The sequence below is a fragment of the Pseudomonas alkylphenolica genome (genome assembly GCF_004025535.1).
Taxonomy (GTDB): domain Bacteria; phylum Pseudomonadota; class Gammaproteobacteria; order Pseudomonadales; family Pseudomonadaceae; genus Aquipseudomonas; species Aquipseudomonas alkylphenolica_A.
On sequence record NZ_QJRG01000047.1, the window covers coordinates 97,761 to 115,360 of the forward strand.

At 60.2% G+C, this 17,600-nt stretch carries 14 protein-coding genes; all 14 read left to right on the forward strand.

From position 1 onward, the window contains the following. Nucleotides 1-15 precede the first annotated feature (15 nt). The 14 genes from rffA (at nucleotide 16) to fliG (ending at nucleotide 17,590) form a co-directional block, all read left to right on the forward strand. Nucleotides 16-1,170: a dTDP-4-amino-4,6-dideoxygalactose transaminase gene (rffA, locus tag DM813_RS15810; RefSeq protein ID WP_128324332.1), complete on the forward strand. Its 1,155-nt coding sequence runs from the start codon at nucleotides 16-18 to the stop codon at nucleotides 1,168-1,170. 90 nt (nucleotides 1,171-1,260) lie between these two features. Beyond that, complete coding sequence (locus DM813_RS15815) at nucleotides 1,261-4,761, forward strand: glycosyltransferase (RefSeq protein ID WP_206617397.1); 3,501 nt, start codon at nucleotides 1,261-1,263, stop codon at nucleotides 4,759-4,761. Between the two features lie 349 nt (nucleotides 4,762-5,110). Next, nucleotides 5,111-6,046 (forward strand): ketoacyl-ACP synthase III, encoded by a 936-nt coding sequence (locus DM813_RS15820; protein ID WP_128324334.1) that lies wholly within the window; start codon nucleotides 5,111-5,113, stop codon nucleotides 6,044-6,046. Between the two features lie 251 nt (nucleotides 6,047-6,297). Next, nucleotides 6,298-7,158 carry a flagellin domain-containing protein gene (locus DM813_RS15825; protein WP_128324335.1) on the forward strand — a complete coding sequence of 287 codons (861 nt, stop codon included), beginning with the start codon at nucleotides 6,298-6,300 and terminating at the stop codon, nucleotides 7,156-7,158. A gap of 72 nt (nucleotides 7,159-7,230) precedes the next feature. After that, nucleotides 7,231-7,587, forward strand: a complete 357-nt coding sequence (locus tag DM813_RS15830; protein WP_128324336.1) for a flagellar protein FlaG — start codon at nucleotides 7,231-7,233, stop codon at nucleotides 7,585-7,587. An 80-nt stretch (nucleotides 7,588-7,667) separates the two neighbouring features. Then, nucleotides 7,668-9,071, forward strand: a complete 1,404-nt coding sequence (gene fliD / locus DM813_RS15835) for a flagellar filament capping protein FliD (RefSeq protein ID WP_128324337.1) — start codon at nucleotides 7,668-7,670, stop codon at nucleotides 9,069-9,071. Between the two features lie 129 nt (nucleotides 9,072-9,200). After that, nucleotides 9,201-9,596: a flagellar export chaperone FliS gene (gene fliS, locus DM813_RS15840; RefSeq protein WP_128324338.1), complete on the forward strand. Its 396-nt coding sequence runs from the start codon at nucleotides 9,201-9,203 to the stop codon at nucleotides 9,594-9,596. A gap of 9 nt (nucleotides 9,597-9,605) precedes the next feature. After that, nucleotides 9,606-9,902 (forward strand): flagellar protein FliT, encoded by a 297-nt coding sequence (locus DM813_RS15845; RefSeq protein ID WP_128324339.1) that lies wholly within the window; start codon nucleotides 9,606-9,608, stop codon nucleotides 9,900-9,902. Between the two features lie 170 nt (nucleotides 9,903-10,072). Next, entirely contained in the window at nucleotides 10,073-11,548 is a 1,476-nt protein-coding gene (gene fleQ / locus DM813_RS15850) for a transcriptional regulator FleQ (protein WP_128324340.1), read from the forward strand. Between the two features lie 204 nt (nucleotides 11,549-11,752). Beyond that, nucleotides 11,753-12,967 (forward strand): sensor histidine kinase, encoded by a 1,215-nt coding sequence (locus DM813_RS15855; RefSeq protein WP_128324341.1) that lies wholly within the window; start codon nucleotides 11,753-11,755, stop codon nucleotides 12,965-12,967. Further along, on the forward strand, nucleotides 12,964-14,334 hold the full coding sequence (locus tag DM813_RS15860) for a sigma-54-dependent transcriptional regulator (RefSeq protein ID WP_128324342.1): 1,371 nt from the start codon (nucleotides 12,964-12,966) through the stop codon (nucleotides 14,332-14,334). The genes DM813_RS15855 and DM813_RS15860 overlap by 4 nt, the downstream gene beginning before the upstream one ends. Nucleotides 14,335-14,454: 120 nt before the next feature. Beyond that, on the forward strand, nucleotides 14,455-14,781 hold the full coding sequence (gene fliE, locus DM813_RS15865) for a flagellar hook-basal body complex protein FliE (RefSeq protein ID WP_128324343.1): 327 nt from the start codon (nucleotides 14,455-14,457) through the stop codon (nucleotides 14,779-14,781). A gap of 15 nt (nucleotides 14,782-14,796) precedes the next feature. After that, nucleotides 14,797-16,578 (forward strand): flagellar basal-body MS-ring/collar protein FliF, encoded by a 1,782-nt coding sequence (gene fliF, locus DM813_RS15870; protein ID WP_128324344.1) that lies wholly within the window; start codon nucleotides 14,797-14,799, stop codon nucleotides 16,576-16,578. Further along, a complete protein-coding gene (fliG, locus tag DM813_RS15875; RefSeq protein WP_038613367.1) occupies nucleotides 16,571-17,590 on the forward strand; it encodes a flagellar motor switch protein FliG in 1,020 nt (339 codons plus the stop codon). Before fliF ends, fliG begins: the two co-directional genes overlap by 8 nt. Nucleotides 17,591-17,600 lie beyond the last annotated feature (10 nt).

Here is a 17,600-nt window from a genome sequence, read left to right on the forward strand (position 1 = left end):
GCCGGAGTCACGAAAGTGAGCAATCAGATCATTCCTTTCAATAAGCCTTTTGTCGTCGGCAAAGAACTGTTCTATATCGCGCAGGCGGTGATGAATGGCGGTATCGCCGGTGATGGGCAATTCACGCGCTTATGCCAGGAATGGCTGGAGGACAACCTGGGGTGCCCCAGGGCTTTGCTGACGCATTCGTGTACGGCGGCCCTCGAGATGGCCGCGATCCTGGCGGACATCGGGCCGGGCGATGAAGTCATCATGCCGTCGTTTACCTTCGTATCCACGGCAAACGCCTTTGTCTTGCGTGGCGCGGTTCCGGTGTTTGTAGATGTACGCAAGGATACGCTGAACTTGGACGAGCGCCTGGTGGAGGCGGCAATCACCGAGAAGACCAAGGCGATCGTCGCGGTGCATTACGCAGGCCAGCCTTGTGACATGGATGCCCTGCTACGCCTGTGCGACAAGCACGGGCTGATTCTTATCGAGGACGCCGCCCAGGCGATCCTCGCCAGGGAGAAAACCCGTGCGCTGGGGACCATAGGGCATCTCGGTTGCCTGAGTTTTCACGAAACGAAAAACGTGATCAGCGGTGAGGGTGGGGCGCTGCTCATCAATGATCCCAAGCTGATCGAGCGGGCCGAGATCATCTGGCAGAAAGGCACCAACCGCAAAGCCTTTTCCCGCGGGGAAGTGAGCAAGTACACCTGGGTCGACGTGGGCTCTTCATTCTTGCCTAGCGAGCTGACGGCTGCTTTCCTGTATGCCCAGCTGGAGCAGGGAGAGAGCATCAATACACACCGCCGCTCGTTGTACGAGTCCTATTACCATCAGTTGGCGACGCTTGAAGCAGATGGTTGTTTCACCCTGCCTCGGGCCCAGGGCGGCAAGCCGGCCAATGCGCATATCTTCTATCTGCTGATGCGCAGTAACAAAGAGCGCGGCGAGCTGATCGAGCATCTTCGCGAGCGGGGCATTTATGCCGTGTTCCATTACGTCCCCTTGCATGATTCGCCTGCCGGATTGCGTTACTCACGCAGCGTCGGTGACTTGCCTGTCACGCAGGAGGTTTCTGCATGCCTGGTGCGCCTGCCGCTTTATTCCGACATGAGCCTGCGCCAGGTCGCTCAGGTGTGTGCAGCCATCTTCCAATTCTTCGCAGGTGCCCGGGAGGCTTGAGTGCCTTGGGCTCGGCGATTGTTCAGCTGATTTCTGGAGTTTCACCCCATGTTGAATTCTGTACAGGCTGGCGCGGGCCTGGAGCAGGCCATGAAGCGTCTCCGACTGATGTATGCCCGGCCGGAGCACCCTTACTACATCATGGCGCCGGGTTACCGGGAGACTTCATCGGGGGTCGCCTCGCTCCATTACCTTTGCCACCTGCTCAACCTGAATGGACGAGAGGCCTACATCTGTGGCGGCAAGGTGGTGAACCCGGAGTTGAAGACACCGTTGCTTGACGACGAAGCCCGCCAGCGTCACAAGCAGGCGGGTCGGGTGCCGATTGCGGTCTATCCGGAAGTCACCACGGGCAATCCGTACAACTGTTCAGTGGTGGCGCGTTTCCTGTTGAACTTCGAAGGGTTCATCACTGGCCGGGGTATGGAGGCTGCTCCCAGCGATCTGCTGTTCTACTCGGGCAAATTGATCGCCGAAGATCATGGTCACCCGGACGGTGATTTGCTGTGCCTGCCCACCATCGATGTTGATCTGTTCTGTAGCGGACAACCGTCGGGTCGGCGTGAAGGCCGTTACCTCTACCAGAATCGCTTTCCTCTCGACGCCATAGATTATTCGATACTGCCGGCGGATGTTCGCTTGCTGAGCATGGCCAATGCCCTGACGTTGCCAGAGCTGGCGCAGCTGCTTCAACAGGCAGAGGTGATGTACACCCATGAGTGGTCGATGACCTGCGTAATCGCGGTGCTCTGCGGTTGCCCGGTCATCTTCATTCCCGGGCATGGCATTGATCAGGCATTTCTCGATGCCAGCTTTGTCGGCAGCAGTGGCTTTGCCATGCTGGATCGCGAGGATGCGCTGGCTCATGCCCAGGCCGGCCTAGAAGGTGCGTTGCAACGCTACGTCGAGCGAACCGCACCATTCTGGAGTCAACTGGACGTTTTCATCGCCAAGACCCAGGCATCTGCCTGTCGTGAGGTTGTGGGCAACCGGCTGGGGGTGCGGGATTGGCTGCGGCAGCGTTATCCACAGCCGCAACAGATGCGGGTTATCGAGCATCAACTGGCAAATGCCCCGGCTGCGCGTTTTTCTGTGCTGGTGGTCGATCACGGTGACCCCGCAGCGCTGGCAATCACCCTGGACAGCCTGAAGCGTGGCCTGTGTCCGGATGTCAAGGTTTGCGTGCTGGGTCGGGATAACCCGGGGCTGAGCACCGTTCAATGGTTGCAGTGCAATCCTGAGCAGGTGGTTCTTGCGATCGAAGCCTGTCTGCGTGGGGGCGATAGTGATTGGTTCATGTTGGTAAATGCCGGCAGCGAATTTACCGCCAGCGGCTTGTTGCTGACAGCGCTGGAGTTGACCAGGCTGCCCGTGGATTGTCTGGCTGTCTATGCGGATGAAGCGTTGTGCCAGGCGCAGGGCGTCGTTGATACCGCATTGCGACCGGACTTGAATCTGGACCTGCTGTTGGCCTTCCCGGGCTACCTGTCGCGACATTGGTTGTACCGATGCGATACCTGGCGCCAGCTTGGTGGCTTCAGCGAGGCGGGTGGCCGAGCGTTCGAGCTCGACTTCCAGCTGCGTTTGATCAGTGAGCGTGGGCTGGGATGTGTCGGTCATGTCAGCGAGCCGTTGCTGATCGGTAATACCCTGCGGTTGCAGGCCTGTGCCGACGAATGCGCGGTCATCGAAGCGCATCTGCAAGGCCGTGGATATTCTGATGCCCGAGCGCTACCGTTGGCCGCGGCGCCGGGGCGATACCGTATCGACTACGGGCTCCAGCAGCAGGCGTTGGTCAGTATCGTCATCTTCCTCGAAGGGCAGTTGCTGGACTTCCAGCGTTGCCTGGAGAGCTTGCTGGCGCAGACGACCCATGGCCACTACGAGGTGTTGCTGGTTGAGCCGGGCGGTGATGATCCTTTGCTGCTGGACTGGCTTGCAATGGTCGGGCAAATGGGGGGAGGGCGCTTCAATATCCTGCGCTTTGAACCCGGTCACACACGGGCCGCGATGTGCAACGCGGCAGCGCAGGAGGCGCGGGGCGACTATCTGCTGTGGCTGGATGCCGGCAGCGCCGTGCTCGATGGTGACTGGCTGCAGGTGTTGCTCAATCATGCACAGCGTCCGGAGGTGGGCGCCGTTGGTTGCAAACTGGTGAGCCGGGACAGTACGGTTCGCCAGGCTGCTCTGGTACTGGGGCTGGGGGGCGGGGTGGGACGTGCCTTCGAGGGGCGGTCCACGCAGGATGCCGGGTACATGGGGCGCCTTGGGCTGGAGCAGGACTGCTCGGCGGTCGGGGGCGAATGCCTCATGGTGCGCCGCTCGCTGTTCATCGAGTTCGGTGGCTTCGACATTGCCCCGCTGTTTTCTCGCTGGGTGGCTGTGGACTTGTGCCTCAAGCTGCTTCAGGCCGGTTACCTGAACGTGTGGACGCCCCATGCCCGGCTTTTGCTGGAAACCTCTCAGGACGCGCCGGTCAGCGCCGACCAAGAGGACGCATTGTATGCGCGCTGGTTACCGCAGCTGGCGCGTGACCCCGCGTACAACGTCAACTTCTCGCTGCGTGCTGGCGAGGAGTTTGCCGTTCAGGGGGGGGACATGAGCTGGCGGCCACTGCGGGGGTTGGTACCTACCGTACTTGCCTGCGCTGACGATCAGAGTGGAGCGGTAAGTTCGCGTCTGCTGGGGCCTATGGCAGCTTTGCGTGGCGCAGGGAGTATCGATGGCGCGGTGATCGCCGGGACGTTGTCGCCGGTGGAGATAGAACGCTTCAATCCTTCAAGCATCGTACTGCAGCGTCCACTGGAAGACTCCGGGCTACTGGCACTGCGTCGCCTGCGGGCGTTTTCGCAAGCATTCAAAGTCTACGATCTGGACCGTTATGTGCTCGATATCGACGATGGGCAGGTGCGTTCTGCCGAGGATCTTGAGCAGCGCATCCGCTTTGGGGTAATGCAGGCTGACCGGGTCTTGGTTGCAACTGCAGCGTTGGCGGAGATGGTGCGGGCCCAGCACGATGAAGTACAGGTTCTGGAGAACGCGCTGCACCCCTCGTGGGGGCGCCTGCAAGGGGCTCGACGGTTGGGGGAGAAGCCGCGTGTGGGGTGGCTGGGCTGCGCTGATGCGTACTTGCTTGCCGAGGTTGTGCCGATGCTGGCGGGCGAAGTCGAGTGGGTGGTCCTGGGCGATTGCCCTGTCGCCTTGAGGCCCTACCTGAAGGAACATCACACAACCGTGGATCCGCATTACATGGGGGTCGATCTGGCTGCCCTGAATCTGGACATTGCCCTGGTCCCGATGGCTGAAACCCTCGTCAACGGGTGCTCCGGCGATATACGGGTGCTCCAGCATGCCGCATGCGGTCAATCGGTCATCTGTAGCCGGGTGGCGGGATTTGCCGGTGGCGACTCGTTGCCGTTGTCGCGGGTGAACAATCAGGCCGCTGATTGGGTCCGGGCTATCCGCCAGCATCTGGAGGACCTTGATGCTTCTGCGGCCCTGGGCAACGCCCAGCAGACAATCGTGCGTAGCGACTGGCTGCTGCAAGGGCAAAGGCTGGAAGATTGGCGGCTCGCCTGGCTGGCCAATTGATCGCCAGTGCGAGGCAGGCAGGTAGTCGACATCACAGGCGCTATGAATAGCGCCTGATTTTTGCGTGCGGCGGTAGCGGGAGAAACCGGAGGAGGCGCCCGAATGGGATGCAGGCTTGTCCGTAAGCAAAATATGCGCCTAAACCCGGTGGTGCCGGTGGCCTGTAGCGAATCGACAAAAAGCGCGTGACTCGAGAGTCAGAACGCGCATCTTCACTGTATATTGTCGAAACCGGGAACTGCTGCGTCGCGCCTGGAGAAACGGTCAGAGAAGGGGGTGCCCCGTTCGTCTGGCTGCTTGTCGTTGTAGTCGCAGTGGGTATTTCGCTGTTATTGAATTGGGAAGCCATATGATTGGCATTAAAAGCATCGCCAGTTACGTGCCTACTGAAGGGATAGACAACTATGCCCAGGGCGCGAAATTCGGCAAGGACCAGGATTTCATCTTCGGCAAGATCGGTTCTACCTTCTTGCCGCGCAAGGACGCTAGCCAGGAAACCTCCGACCTGTGTGTCGAAGCGGTCCGCAATCTGTTCGCTGCCAATCCGTCGCTGGACCCGGCCTCTATACAGGCCGTGATCGTCGTCACCCAGAACGGCGATGCCGAAGGGTTGCCGCACACCGCCGCGATTGTTCAGGACAAGCTTGGCTTGCCCACCCATATTGCTGCCTTTGACATCTCTCTGGGCTGCTCGGGCTATGTGTATGGCCTCTATGCCTTGAAAGGCTTCATGGAGGCAGCGGGCCTGAAGAATGGCTTGCTGATCACCGCTGATCCTTATTCGAAGATTGTCGATCCCGAAGACCGCAACACCACCATGTTGTTCGGTGACGCGGCAACCGCGACCTGGATGGGCGAAGATGCAGCCTGGCAGCTTGGCAAATCACTGTTTGGCAGTGATGGCGCCGGTGCCGAGCATTTGCGTACCACCGATGGCAAGTTCTTCATGAACGGTCGCCAGGTCTACAACTTTGCCCTGGTCAAGGTGCCAGCTCACCTGCATCTGTTGCTTGAAGCCAGCCAGTTGCAGGCCGAAGACATCGATCTGTACTGCCTGCACCAAGGCAGCGCGGCGATTGTCGATGCGGTGTCGGCGCGTTTCGATGAGGGCGAGCACAAGGCGAAGTTCGTGAAGGACATGGTCGAGACTGGTAATACCGTGTCGTCGAGCATTCCTTTGCTTCTGGAAAAGCACGTGCTCGGTTCCCAGTGCAAGCGCGTCGCGCTCAGTGGTTTTGGCGTGGGGCTGTCCTGGGGTTCGGCGATCATCGAGCGTCGCGACTGAAGCCTACGCGTCAAACCGAAAACGCCGCCCCTCCCGGGCGGCGTTTTTGTTTCCGGCTGCTGTATGGCCTGCCTGATAATTGGCGTCAACGCCTTGATTTCATTGGGCTGGCAGGTGGCCAGTAATTTTTTTTGAAAACTCCCTAAAGCAACCCGCCCTGACGACGATAACTATTACGAAGGTTCTCTGTGCCACACCCGGCGAATTGCCAAGGCCGGAAGCCGTAGTACCCATCCAACGAGGAATTCGTCATGGCTTTGACTGTAAACACTAACACTACCTCCCTGGGCGTTCAGAAGAACCTGAACCGTGCTACCGACGCTCTGAGCACTTCGATGACTCGTCTGTCTTCGGGCCTGAAAATCAACAGCGCCAAAGACGACGCCGCCGGCCTGCAGATCGCTACCCGCATGACCTCGCAGATCCGTGGTCAAACCATGGCAATCAAAAACGCCAACGACGGTATCTCCATCGCCCAGACCGCTGAAGGCGCGATGCAAGAGCAGACCAACATTCTGCAGCGTATGCGTGAACTGGCCGTTCAGTCCCGAAACGACTCCAACAGCCAGACCGACCGTGACGCCCTGGACAAAGAATTCCAGTCGATGCTGAAAGAGATCGACCGTATTGCTGACAGCACCCAGCTGAACGGCAAGAACCTGCTGGACGGTACTGCTGGCGCCATGACCTTCCAGGTCGGCTCCAACTCCGGCACCAGCAACCAGATCACCATCAGCCTCAGCGCTGCCATGAAAACCACCGGTACTGGCGCAGCCCTGACCGGCCTGGCTGGCAAGAGCATCACCGGTGCCAACACCACCGCCGCTGAACAGACCTTCACCGCTGCTGTCAGCGCTATCGACGACGCGCTGGCCGCAATCAACGCCTCGCGTGCTGACCTGGGTGCCAACCAGAACCGTCTGACCAGCACCATCAACAACCTGCAAAACATCAACGAGAACGCCGAAGCCGCTCGTGGCCGTGTACAGGACACCGACTTCGCTGCTGAAACTGCTCAGCTGACCAAGCAGCAGACTCTGCAGCAAGCATCGACTTCGGTTCTGGCTCAAGCCAACCAGCTGCCATCGGCAGTTCTGAAACTGCTGGGCTAATCTGCCTGATGGTTTTCGGCGGGGGAGTGCACTTGAGGCACTTCCCCGCCTTTTCATTCTGAGGTGGTGGACATGGACATGAGTGTCAAAATGAACCTGTCTTACCCGGCTGCGCGTGCGGCCGAACAGGTTGCGGATAAGCCGGTTAACCGGTTGGCCGAGGCGTCCGGTGACAACGACAAGCCTGGCTTGCAGTCGAGCGGGGACGTCGATAAGGTCAAGAGTGCCGTCTCGGAAATCGAAAAATTCCTGAATGCGACGCGACGGAATCTGGAATTCTCCACCGATGAAGATTCCGGCAAAATCGTCGTCAGGGTTCTCGCCAGCGATACCGGCGAGCTGATTCGCCAGATTCCCTCGGAAGAGGCACTGCGAATCGCCAACAGTTTGAGCGATGTAAACAGTATTCTTTTCGACGCCAAGGTCTGACCGGGCGGCGAACAGTTTTGTGGTGTTTGATGTCGGGCTTGCAGGATAGGGCCTGACGCAACGATGAGAGGGACAACAGCATGGCAAGCCCGATTACTTCCTCCACTGGCCTGGGTTCCGGTCTCGATATTTCCGGGATCGTCAAGGCGCTGGTCCAGTCTGATACCGCCGCCAAGCAGGCGCAGATCACCCGCCAGACCAGTAACAACAGTGCGATGATCTCCGGGATTGGTGCGCTGCGCAGTGCCCTCACGGCGTATCAAGACGCCATGAAAAAACTCAACGACAAAGATGCGCCGTCGTTCAACGCCTTTGCGGCGAAGTCTGCCAACGATGCAGTGATCAAGGTCACCTCCGGCAACACTGCCGTCGCAGGTGAGTACGACATCAAGGTCAACCAGCTGGCAACCAGCTCGAAAGTGGCCAGCCAGGCTTATACCGAGGGTGCAGCCAAGTCGATCACTGCGGGTGAGCTGACCATCGGTCAGGGCACCAAAAGTTACAAGCTCACCATCGGTGATGGCGCCACGCTGCAAAGCGTGCGTGATCAGATCAACAAAGAGATGGGCGCCAACGGCATCAGTGCCAACATTGTTACCGGTAAGGATGGTACCCGTCTGGTGCTGTCGTCCACCACCACAGGTGCGAACACGGACCTCAAGCTGACGGGCATTCCCGAGCTTGAAATCGATGGCACCAAATCCATGGCAACTGAAGGTGCCGGTTACATCACGGCCAAGACTCAGGATGCCGAACTGACCATCGACGGGTTGGTGGTCAATAGCGCGAGCAACACCATCAGCAACGCGATCAGCGGCCTGACCTTCGACCTGGTCTCCGCTACCCCTGCCGGTGGTGCGGGCACCAAGGTCAGTGTGACGGCCAACAACGACGGCCTGAAAACCTCGATCCAGAGCTTCGTCGATGCCTATAACACGCTGCAAAAAGCGATCACCACGCTGACGGCCACCAGCCGTGACGAGAACGACAACCTGGTGCTGGGGTCGCTGACCAACGACCCGACCACCCGCTCACTGCTGGGTGATGTGCGCAAGGTGCTGACCGAAGTGGGTGCCGGCGACCAGCTGACCACGTTGAGCCAGCTGGGTATCAACACCCAGAAGGACGGTACGCTGGAGTTCAACAGTACCAAGTTCGATGCTGCGATGAACGACAAAAAGCTCGGTCCTGAAGTTCAGGAGCTGTTCACCGGGACCAACGGTATTTTCGAGCGCATGAACAAGGCGATCGACCCTTACAACGCCACCGATGGCAGCCTGGCCTCGCGCAAGACCAACCTGGACAAGACCGCCAAGGCGTTGAGCGATCAGCAAGAGGCGCTGGATCGTCGTACCGAGTCGCTGACCGAATCGCTGACCAGGAAGTACGTAGCGCTGGATACGGCGCTGGGCAAAATGAAGGCTCAAGCGGATCAGATCACCTCGTTCTTCGACGCGATCAACGCGCAGGCCAAAAAGTCCTGACCGCGTAGTACGCCAAAAGCCCGGCAGCGTCTCTCTGATGCGCCGGGCTTTTTCTTTTGCCTTAAAGTTTTTTGACGCGCAGGCGATATAAGCGGTATACGAAACCTTTTAGTTGTGACGAGGTAGAACATGAACCCTATGTTGGCCCTTCGGCAGTACCAGAAAGTCAATGGCGTGGCCCAGACCTCTGAGGCCAGCCCCCATCGTCTGGTGCAAATGCTGATGCAGGGCGGCCTTGACCGCATTGCCCAGGCTAAGGGCGCCATGGCGCGTAACGACATTGCCCAGCGCGGCATTTTGATCGGCAAGGCCATTGGCATTGTTGGTGGCCTGCGTGAGGGGCTGGATCTGGACAACCATGCAGACACGCTGACCGATCTGGACAATCTGTACGCCTACATGAGCAAGCGCCTGGTCGAGGCGAATGTGCAGAATGACCCGGAGATCCTCAATGAGGTCGCCCGGTTGCTGATTACTGTCAAGGAAGGCTGGGACGCAATTGGCGATCAACCCGCCGATATCTAGGAGGTTGTGATGAGTGTCGTGCTCGAGCGTATCGAACAAACCCGCGCAGCATTGCTGGGTGCCCTGGCCAGTCGCGACTGGGAGGCGATCAGCGAGCTCGATACCAGCATCAGGTTGTGTGTCGACGATGTATTGGGGGAAGCGTCGGTCAACGAAGCGGTGCTGCGTAGCAGCCTTGAGGAGTTGCTCGGCGTCTATCGACAATTAATTGCGGTTGCAAGTGACGAGCGTCAAACAATAGTCAACGAGATGACGCAGTTCCGACAAGCGAAAAACGCGGCAAAGGTATACCATTTGTTCAGCTGACGCTGGGCGAAACCAGAAACAGAGCGCCATAAATTTGACTCTGTGCGGTTTTTTGACTTAACTAGTGGCTGTTTTCACAATTCAGACGTCCGAACACTGATCGTTCAGTCGGAATGATGTCGAGCAAGCCCTTTACGGGGCGCCGAGATGACTAGGGAAGTTGCTATTGCATGTGGCGTGAAACCAAAATTTTGCTGATCGATGACGATAGCGTTCGCCGCCGCGACCTGGCGGTGGTACTCAATTTTCTCGGCGAAGAAAATCTTACCTGCTCAAGCCAAGACTGGCAGCAGGCTGTCGAATCGTTGTCATCCAGTCGTGAAGTACTGTGTGTCCTGATCGGGACCGTAAATGCTCCGGCAAGTCTGTTGAGCGTGCTTAAGACAGTGGCTGCGTGGGATGAGTTCCTTCCAGTTTTGCTTTTAGGTGAAATTTCTTCAGCCGAGCTTCCGGAAGAGCTACGTCGCCGCGTACTGTCCAACCTCGAAATGCCGCCGAGCTACAGCAAGTTGCTCGATTCGCTGCATCGCGCCCAGGTCTATCGCGAGATGTACGACCAGGCTCGCGAGCGCGGTCGCCAGCGCGAACCGAACCTGTTCCGCAGCCTGGTCGGCACCAGCCGTGCCATTCAGCACGTGCGGCAGATGATGCAGCAAGTGGCCGATACCGACGCCAGCGTATTGATCCTTGGCGAGTCCGGTACCGGCAAGGAAGTAGTGGCGCGTAACCTGCACTATCACTCCAAGCGTCGCGAAGCGCCGTTCGTGCCGGTCAACTGCGGCGCGATCCCGGCCGAGTTGCTGGAAAGCGAACTATTCGGTCACGAAAAAGGTGCCTTCACCGGTGCAATCACCAGCCGTGCCGGGCGCTTCGAGCTGGCCAACGGCGGCACGCTGTTCCTCGACGAAATCGGCGACATGCCCCTGCCGATGCAGGTCAAGCTGTTGCGTGTGCTGCAGGAGCGGACGTTCGAGCGGGTCGGCAGCAACAAGACCCAGGGCATCGACGTACGCATCATCGCCGCGACCCACAAGAACCTCGAGAGCATGATCGAGGCGGGTACCTTCCGCGAAGACCTTTACTACCGCCTTAACGTCTTCCCGATCGAGATGGCTCCGCTGCGCGAGCGTGTCGAGGATATCCCGCTGCTGATGAACGAACTGATTTCGCGCATGGAGCACGAAAAGCGCGGGTCGATCCGTTTCAACTCGGCGGCGATCATGTCGCTGTGCCGCCATGGGTGGCCGGGCAACGTCCGTGAGCTGGCCAACCTCGTGGAGCGCATGGCGATCATGCATCCGTATGGGGTGATCGGGGTGTCGGAACTGCCGAAAAAATTTCGCTACGTCGATGACGAAGACGAACATCTGGTCGACAGCCTGCGTTCGGACCTGGAAGAGCGTGTGGCCATCAATGGCAGCTCGCCGGGTTTTGCCACGCACGCCATGCTTCCACCTGAGGGGCTGGACCTCAAGGACTACCTCGGTGGCCTTGAGCAAGGGCTTATCCAGCAGGCGCTGGATGATGCCAACGGTATCGTCGCCCGCGCAGCCGAGCGTTTGCGTATCCGCCGCACGACGCTGGTGGAGAAAATGCGCAAGTACGGCATGAGCCGTCGTGATGGAGACGAACAGGCGGAGGATTGACGCCTGTCTCACCGTGACGGAGCGCAGGGATGCTCCCGTCATGGAAATACCCCTATCTTTTCAAGGGCTGTAACGCCCGCCCCATCGGTGTTTGCCGTTACTCTGCGGTACCCGACACTACCCGCCTCGCACTATTCGGCACGGCTATTGCTACTACGCAGACACCATACCGTTTTATGACGGTCAGTCACGCGAGAGAGCACGATGCCCCAGGCCGCCCCCATCTCCTGTGTCCCTGATTCGAAGGGGCAGAACGCCGCCGAACAGGAAAGCCGTCTCGGGTTGGAGCAGGCCTTTGCCATGTTCGACCAGGTTTCCAATCAGCTGAGCGAATCCTACAGCCTGCTTGAGGCGCGGGTCACCGAGCTCAAGGGTGAACTGGCGGTGGTCAGCGCCCAGCGTATGGCTGAACTGGCCGAGAAGGAGCGTTTGGCCAATCGTCTGCAAAACCTGCTCGACCTGTTGCCCGGTGGCGTCATCGTCATTGATGGCAGTGGCCGTGTGCGCGAGGCGAATCCTGCCGCCTGTGAGCTGTTGGGGGAGCCGCTGGTAGGCGAGTTGTGGCGTCAGGTGATTGCCCGCAGTTTTGCTCCGCGTGAAGACGATGGTCACGAAGTGTCACTGCGCGACGGGCGTCGCCTGTCGATCGCCACGCGTTCGCTGGATGCCGAACCGGGGCAGCTGGTGCTGCTCAATGACCTTACCGAAACCCGTCGTCTGCAGGGTCAATTGGCCCGCCATGAACGCTTGTCGTCGCTGGGCCGGATGGTTGCTTCGCTGGCGCATCAGATTCGCACGCCGTTGTCGGCGGCACTGTTGTACGCCAGCCATCTGGCCGAGCAGAGCCTGCCGCTGGAAACTCAGCAGCGCTTCGCCGGCAACCTCAAGGAGCGCCTGCACGAACTGGAGCATCAGGTGCGCGACATGCTGGTGTTTGCCCGCGGTGAGTTGCCGTTGACCGACCGGATCACGCCCAAGGCGCTGTTTCAGTCGCTGCAACAGGCGGCTCAGGTTCATGTTCAGGGGCACGCGGTGCGTTGGCAGTGCGACAGCCATCTGGGCGAGCTGCTGTGCAACCGTGACACCCTGGTCGGTGCTTTGCTGAATCTGGTGGAAAACGCGTTGCAGGCCAGCAGCGAGCCGGTTCGCCTGAAGGTGCACCTGTACCGCCGTGGTCAGGTCCTGCGCCTGTGCATCAGTGATGCCGGTGCCGGTATCGACAGTGCGTTGCTGGCGCGGCTCGGGGAACCCTTCCTGACCACCAAGCCGACCGGCACCGGCCTCGGGCTGGCGGTGGTCAATGCGGTGGCGCGGGCCCATCAGGGTGCCTTGCAATTACGATCACGGCCGGGCCGTGGTACGTGTGCGTTGGTCACGTTGCCGTTGATCGACGTAATGAAAATGGAGAGTGAGCAATGAAGGCAATCAAAGTGCTGCTGGTCGAGGACGATCGGGCACTGCGTCAAGCCTTGGGTGACACCCTCGAGCTGGGCGGCTTTGACTATCAGGCGGTGGGGTCGGCTGAAGAGGCATTGCAGGCCGTTGCTGCGCAAGCGTTCAGCCTGGTCGTAAGCGACGTCAATATGCCCGGCATGGACGGGCATCAACTGTTGGCGTTATTGCGTGCGCGGCAGCCGCAACTGCCGGTGCTGCTGATGACCGCACATGCTGCCGTTGAGCGTGCAGTTGAAGCGATGCGCCAAGGGGCGGTGGATTATCTGGTCAAACCGTTCGAGCCCCGGGCCTTGCTGGATCTGGTTGCGCGTCATGCCTTTGGGTTGGTGGCCGCCGCAGCGGATGAGGGGCCTGTGGCCTGTGAGCCGGCCAGCGCGCAATTGCTGGAGCTGGCCGCGCGGGTAGCGCGCAGCGATTCCACGGTGCTGATTTCGGGTGAGTCGGGCACCGGTAAAGAGGTGCTGGCGCGCTACATTCATCAGCAGTCCACGCGTGCCAGTCAGCCCTTCGTGGCCATCAACTGTGCGGCGATTCCGGACAACATGCTGGAGGCGACGCTGTTCGGGCATGAGAAGGGCTCGTTCACGGGTGCTATCGCCGCTCAGGCGGGCAAGTTCGAGCAAGCCGATGGTGGCACGCTGTTGCTCGATGAAATCTCCGAAATGCCCCTGGGCTTGCAGGCCAAACTGCTGCGCGTGTTGCAGGAGCGGGAGGTGGAGCGGGTAGGTGGGCGCAAACCGATTGCCCTGGATATTCGCGTGGTGGCGACCACCAACCGTGACCTGGCCGCCGACGTGGCGGCAGGGCGTTTTCGTGAAGACCTGTTCTATCGCCTGTCGGTGTTTCCGCTGGCGTGGAAGCCGTTGCGTGAGCGCAGCGCCGACATTCTGCCGCTGGCCGAGCGTTTGCTGGCGCGTCACGTCAATAAAATGAAGCACGCCGCGGTTCGTTTGTCGCCCGAGGCCCGGGCCTGCCTGCAGGGCTATGCCTGGCCGGGCAATGTGCGCGAGCTGGACAACGCCGTGCAGCGCGCGCTGATCCTGCAGCAGGGTGGCGTGATCGAGGCGGCGGATTTTTGTCTGGCCGGTGCGATGCCGACCTTTGCCGCCCCGATTGTTCAGTCGACGCCAGCGCAGCCCGAGGCCAGCGGCCTGGGTGGCGATATGCGGCGTCACGAGTTCCAGATGATCATCGATACCCTGCGATCCGAGCGAGGCCGGCGCAAGGAAGCCGCCGAGCGCCTGGGTATCAGCCCGCGCACCCTGCGTTACAAACTGGCGCAAATGCGCGACGCCGGCATGGATGTCGAGGCCAGCCTCTACGCCAGTTGATGGGGACGAATATTCGCGCTTTTGTCGGTGTGATGGGTAGAGCTGGCACTTTTGTTGCTAAGTCCTGCCTATCCGCTGCGTGAGTGTCAAAAAAATGCGGGCCGTCGGAGAGAGAAGTCCATGAGCCAAGGTGTTGAGTTTAATCGATTGATGTTGGACATGCGGGCCATGCAAATGGACGCCATGTCGATGCCGAAAACGGCAGCCGCGCCCGAGCTCGGTTCGAGCAACTTTGCCGACATGCTGGGCCAGGCCATCAACAAGGTCAGCGACACCCAGCAGGCTTCCACGCAGTTGGCCAATGCATTCGAGATCGGCAAAAGCGGTGTCGATCTGACCGACGTGATGATTGCCTCGCAGAAGGCCTCCGTCTCCTTTCAAGCCTTGACCCAGGTGCGTAACAAGCTGGTTCAGGCGTATCAAGACATCATGCAGATGCCGGTATAAGGGCGAGATTGAGTCATGGCCGAAGCAGTCGTCGATAACGTGCCCGCCAAAGGCAGCGCAACAGCGCCCAAGCCGCCGTTGTTCGGCATGTCGTTCCTGGAGAACATCTCGCAGATGCCCATGCTGCGCCAGGTGGGCCTGCTGGTGGGCCTTGCCGCGAGCGTGGCGATTGGTTTTGCCGTGGTGCTCTGGTCGCAACAACCTGACTACCGGCCGCTGTATGGCAGCCTGGCGGGGATGGACACCAAGCAGGTCATGGATACCCTGGCGGCTGCCGATATCCCTTACAACGTCGAACCCAATTCCGGCGCCTTGCTGGTCAAGGCCGACGATCTGTCGCGTGCGCGCCTGAAACTGGCGGCTGCCGGTGTGGCCCCCAGCGACGGCAATGTCGGCTTCGAGATTCTCGACAAGGACCAGGGCCTGGGCACCAGTCAGTTCATGGAGGCAACCCGTTATCGTCGTGGCCTTGAGGGTGAGCTGGCACGGACCATCTCCAGCCTGAACAACGTCAAGGGTGCACGCGTGCACCTGGCGATCCCGAAAAGCTCGGTGTTCGTGCGTGACGAGCGCCGGCCCAGTGCTTCGGTTCTGGTCGAGCTGTATCCGGGCCGTGCTTTGGAAGCCGGTCAGGTCATGGCGATCGTCAATCTGGTGGCAACCAGTGTGCCGGAGCTGGACAAGTCGCAGGTCACCGTGGTCGATCAGAAGGGCAGCCTGCTGTCCGACCAGGTTGGCAACTCCGAGCTGACCATGGCCGGCAAGCAGTTCGATTACAGTCGGCGCATGGAAGGCATGCTCACCCAGCGTGTGCACAACATCCTGCAACCTGTGCTGGGCAACGACCGCTACAAGGCCGAAGTGTCGGCGGACGTCGACTTCAGTGCAGTCGAGTCGACCTCCGAACAGTTCAACCCGGATCAACCGGCGCTGCGTAGCGAACAGTCGGTGAACGAACAGCGTTCCAGCAGCATGGGCCCTCAAGGCGTGCCGGGTGCCCTCAGCAACCAGCCACCAGGCCCGGCCTCTGCGCCACAGACCACGGGTGGCGCGCAGCCAGCCACCGCCGCCATCCAGCCTGGACAGCCGCTGCTCGATGCCAACGGTCAGCAGATCATGGACCCGGCCACGGGGCAGCCGATGCTCGCGCCGTATCCTGCCGACAAGCGTTCGCAGTCGACCAAGAACTTCGAGCTGGACCGCTCCATCAGCCATACCCGTCAGCAGCAGGGCCGCCTGAGTCGTTTGTCGGTCGCTGTGGTGGTCGATGACCAGGTCAAGGTCGATCCGGCGACGGGTGAAAGCAGCCGTGCCCCGTGGGGTGCCGAAGATCTGGCGCGCTTTACCCGCCTGGTGCAGGATGCAGTGGGCTTCGATGCCAGCCGTGGTGACAGTGTCAGCGTCATCAACGTGCCGTTCGCCGCTGACCGTGGCGAAGTGATCACCGAGATTCCGTTCTACTCGCAGCCCTGGTTCTGGGACATCATCAAGCAGGTCATGGGTGTGCTGTTCATCCTGGTGCTGGTGTTCGGTGTGCTGCGTCCGGTACTTAACAACATCACCGGCAATGGCAAGCAGGGCGCCGGTGCCGATGGCGACATGGAACTGGGCGGTATGCTCGGTCTGGATGGCGAACTGGCCAACGACCGCGTGAGCCTGGGTGGTCCGCAAAGCATTCTGCTGCCAAGCCCGAGCGAGGGTTACGACGCGCAGCTCAATGCAATCAAGAGCCTGGTGGCCGAAGACCCGGGTCGTGTGGCCCAGGTCGTGAAAGAGTGGATCAACGCCGATGAGTGATAACCGAGCCCTTACCGCGAAACTGACCCGGGTCGACAAGGCAGCAATCCTGCTCCTGTCCCTGGGGGAAACCGATGCTGCGCAGGTGCTGCGCCACATGGGGCCCAAGGAAGTGCAGCGCGTCGGTGTGGCCATGGCGCAGATGGGCAACGTCCATCGCGAGCAGGTCGAACAGGTGATGAGCGAGTTCGTCGAGATTGTCGGCGACCAGACCAGCCTGGGCGTTGGCTCCGACGGCTACATCCGCAAGATGCTTACCCAGGCGCTGGGTGAGGACAAGGCCAACGGCCTGATCGACCGTATCCTGCTCGGTGGCAACACCAGCGGCCTGGACAGCCTCAAGTGGATGGAGCCGCGTGCCGTGGCTGATGTCATTCGCTACGAGCACCCGCAGATCCAGGCGATTGTGGTTGCCTATCTGGACCCTGACCAGGCCGGTGAAGTACTGGGTAACTTCGACCACAAGGTGCGCCTGGACATCATCCTGCGGGTTTCCTCGCTCAATACCGTACAGCCGGCGGCACTCAAGGAACTCAACCAGATCCTCGAGAAACAGTTCTCCGGCAACTCCAATGCGGCGCGTACCACCCTCGGTGGTATCAAGCGTGCGGCAGACATCATGAACTTCCTCGACAGCTCCGTGGAAGGTCAGCTGATGGATGCGATCCGTGATATTGATGGCGACCTGTCCGAGCAGATCGAAGACCTGATGTTCGTCTTCAACAACCTCGCCGATGTCGATGACCGCGGCATCCAGGCGCTGTTGCGCGAAGTCTCTTCCGATGTGCTGGTGGTGTCGCTCAAGGGGGCGGACGAGAAGGTCAAGGACAAAATCTTCAAGAACATGTCCAAGCGTGCCTCCGAGCTGCTGCGCGACGACCTGGAGGCCAAGGGCCCGGTACGGGTCAGCGACGTCGAGACGGCGCAGAAAGAAATCCTCACCATCGCCCGCCGTATGGCCGAAGCCGGAGAAATCGTGCTCGGTGGCAAGGGCGGCGAAGAGATGATCTAAAGTCCGCGAT

What these genes read in the sequence shown, in the direction of transcription:
- fliD (WP_128324337.1), top strand. Translation starts at nt 7,668, where the DNA reads ATGGCAAGCCCGATTACTTCCTCCACTGGCCTGGGTTCCGGTCTCGAT.
- DM813_RS15820 (WP_128324334.1), top strand. Translation starts at nt 5,111, where the DNA reads ATGATTGGCATTAAAAGCATCGCCAGTTACGTGCCTACTGAAGGGATA.
- fliS (WP_128324338.1), top strand. Translation starts at nt 9,201, where the DNA reads ATGAACCCTATGTTGGCCCTTCGGCAGTACCAGAAAGTCAATGGCGTG.
- fleQ (WP_128324340.1), top strand. Translation starts at nt 10,073, where the DNA reads ATGTGGCGTGAAACCAAAATTTTGCTGATCGATGACGATAGCGTTCGC.
- DM813_RS15855 (WP_128324341.1), top strand. Translation starts at nt 11,753, where the DNA reads ATGCCCCAGGCCGCCCCCATCTCCTGTGTCCCTGATTCGAAGGGGCAG.
- fliE (WP_128324343.1), top strand. Translation starts at nt 14,455, where the DNA reads ATGAGCCAAGGTGTTGAGTTTAATCGATTGATGTTGGACATGCGGGCC.
- DM813_RS15845 (WP_128324339.1), top strand. Translation starts at nt 9,606, where the DNA reads ATGAGTGTCGTGCTCGAGCGTATCGAACAAACCCGCGCAGCATTGCTG.
- DM813_RS15830 (WP_128324336.1), top strand. Translation starts at nt 7,231, where the DNA reads ATGGACATGAGTGTCAAAATGAACCTGTCTTACCCGGCTGCGCGTGCG.
- DM813_RS15860 (WP_128324342.1), top strand. Translation starts at nt 12,964, where the DNA reads ATGAAGGCAATCAAAGTGCTGCTGGTCGAGGACGATCGGGCACTGCGT.
- fliG (WP_038613367.1), top strand. Translation starts at nt 16,571, where the DNA reads ATGAGTGATAACCGAGCCCTTACCGCGAAACTGACCCGGGTCGACAAG.
- DM813_RS15815 (WP_206617397.1), top strand. Translation starts at nt 1,261, where the DNA reads ATGAAGCGTCTCCGACTGATGTATGCCCGGCCGGAGCACCCTTACTAC.
- fliF (WP_128324344.1), top strand. Translation starts at nt 14,797, where the DNA reads ATGGCCGAAGCAGTCGTCGATAACGTGCCCGCCAAAGGCAGCGCAACA.
- DM813_RS15825 (WP_128324335.1), top strand. Translation starts at nt 6,298, where the DNA reads ATGGCTTTGACTGTAAACACTAACACTACCTCCCTGGGCGTTCAGAAG.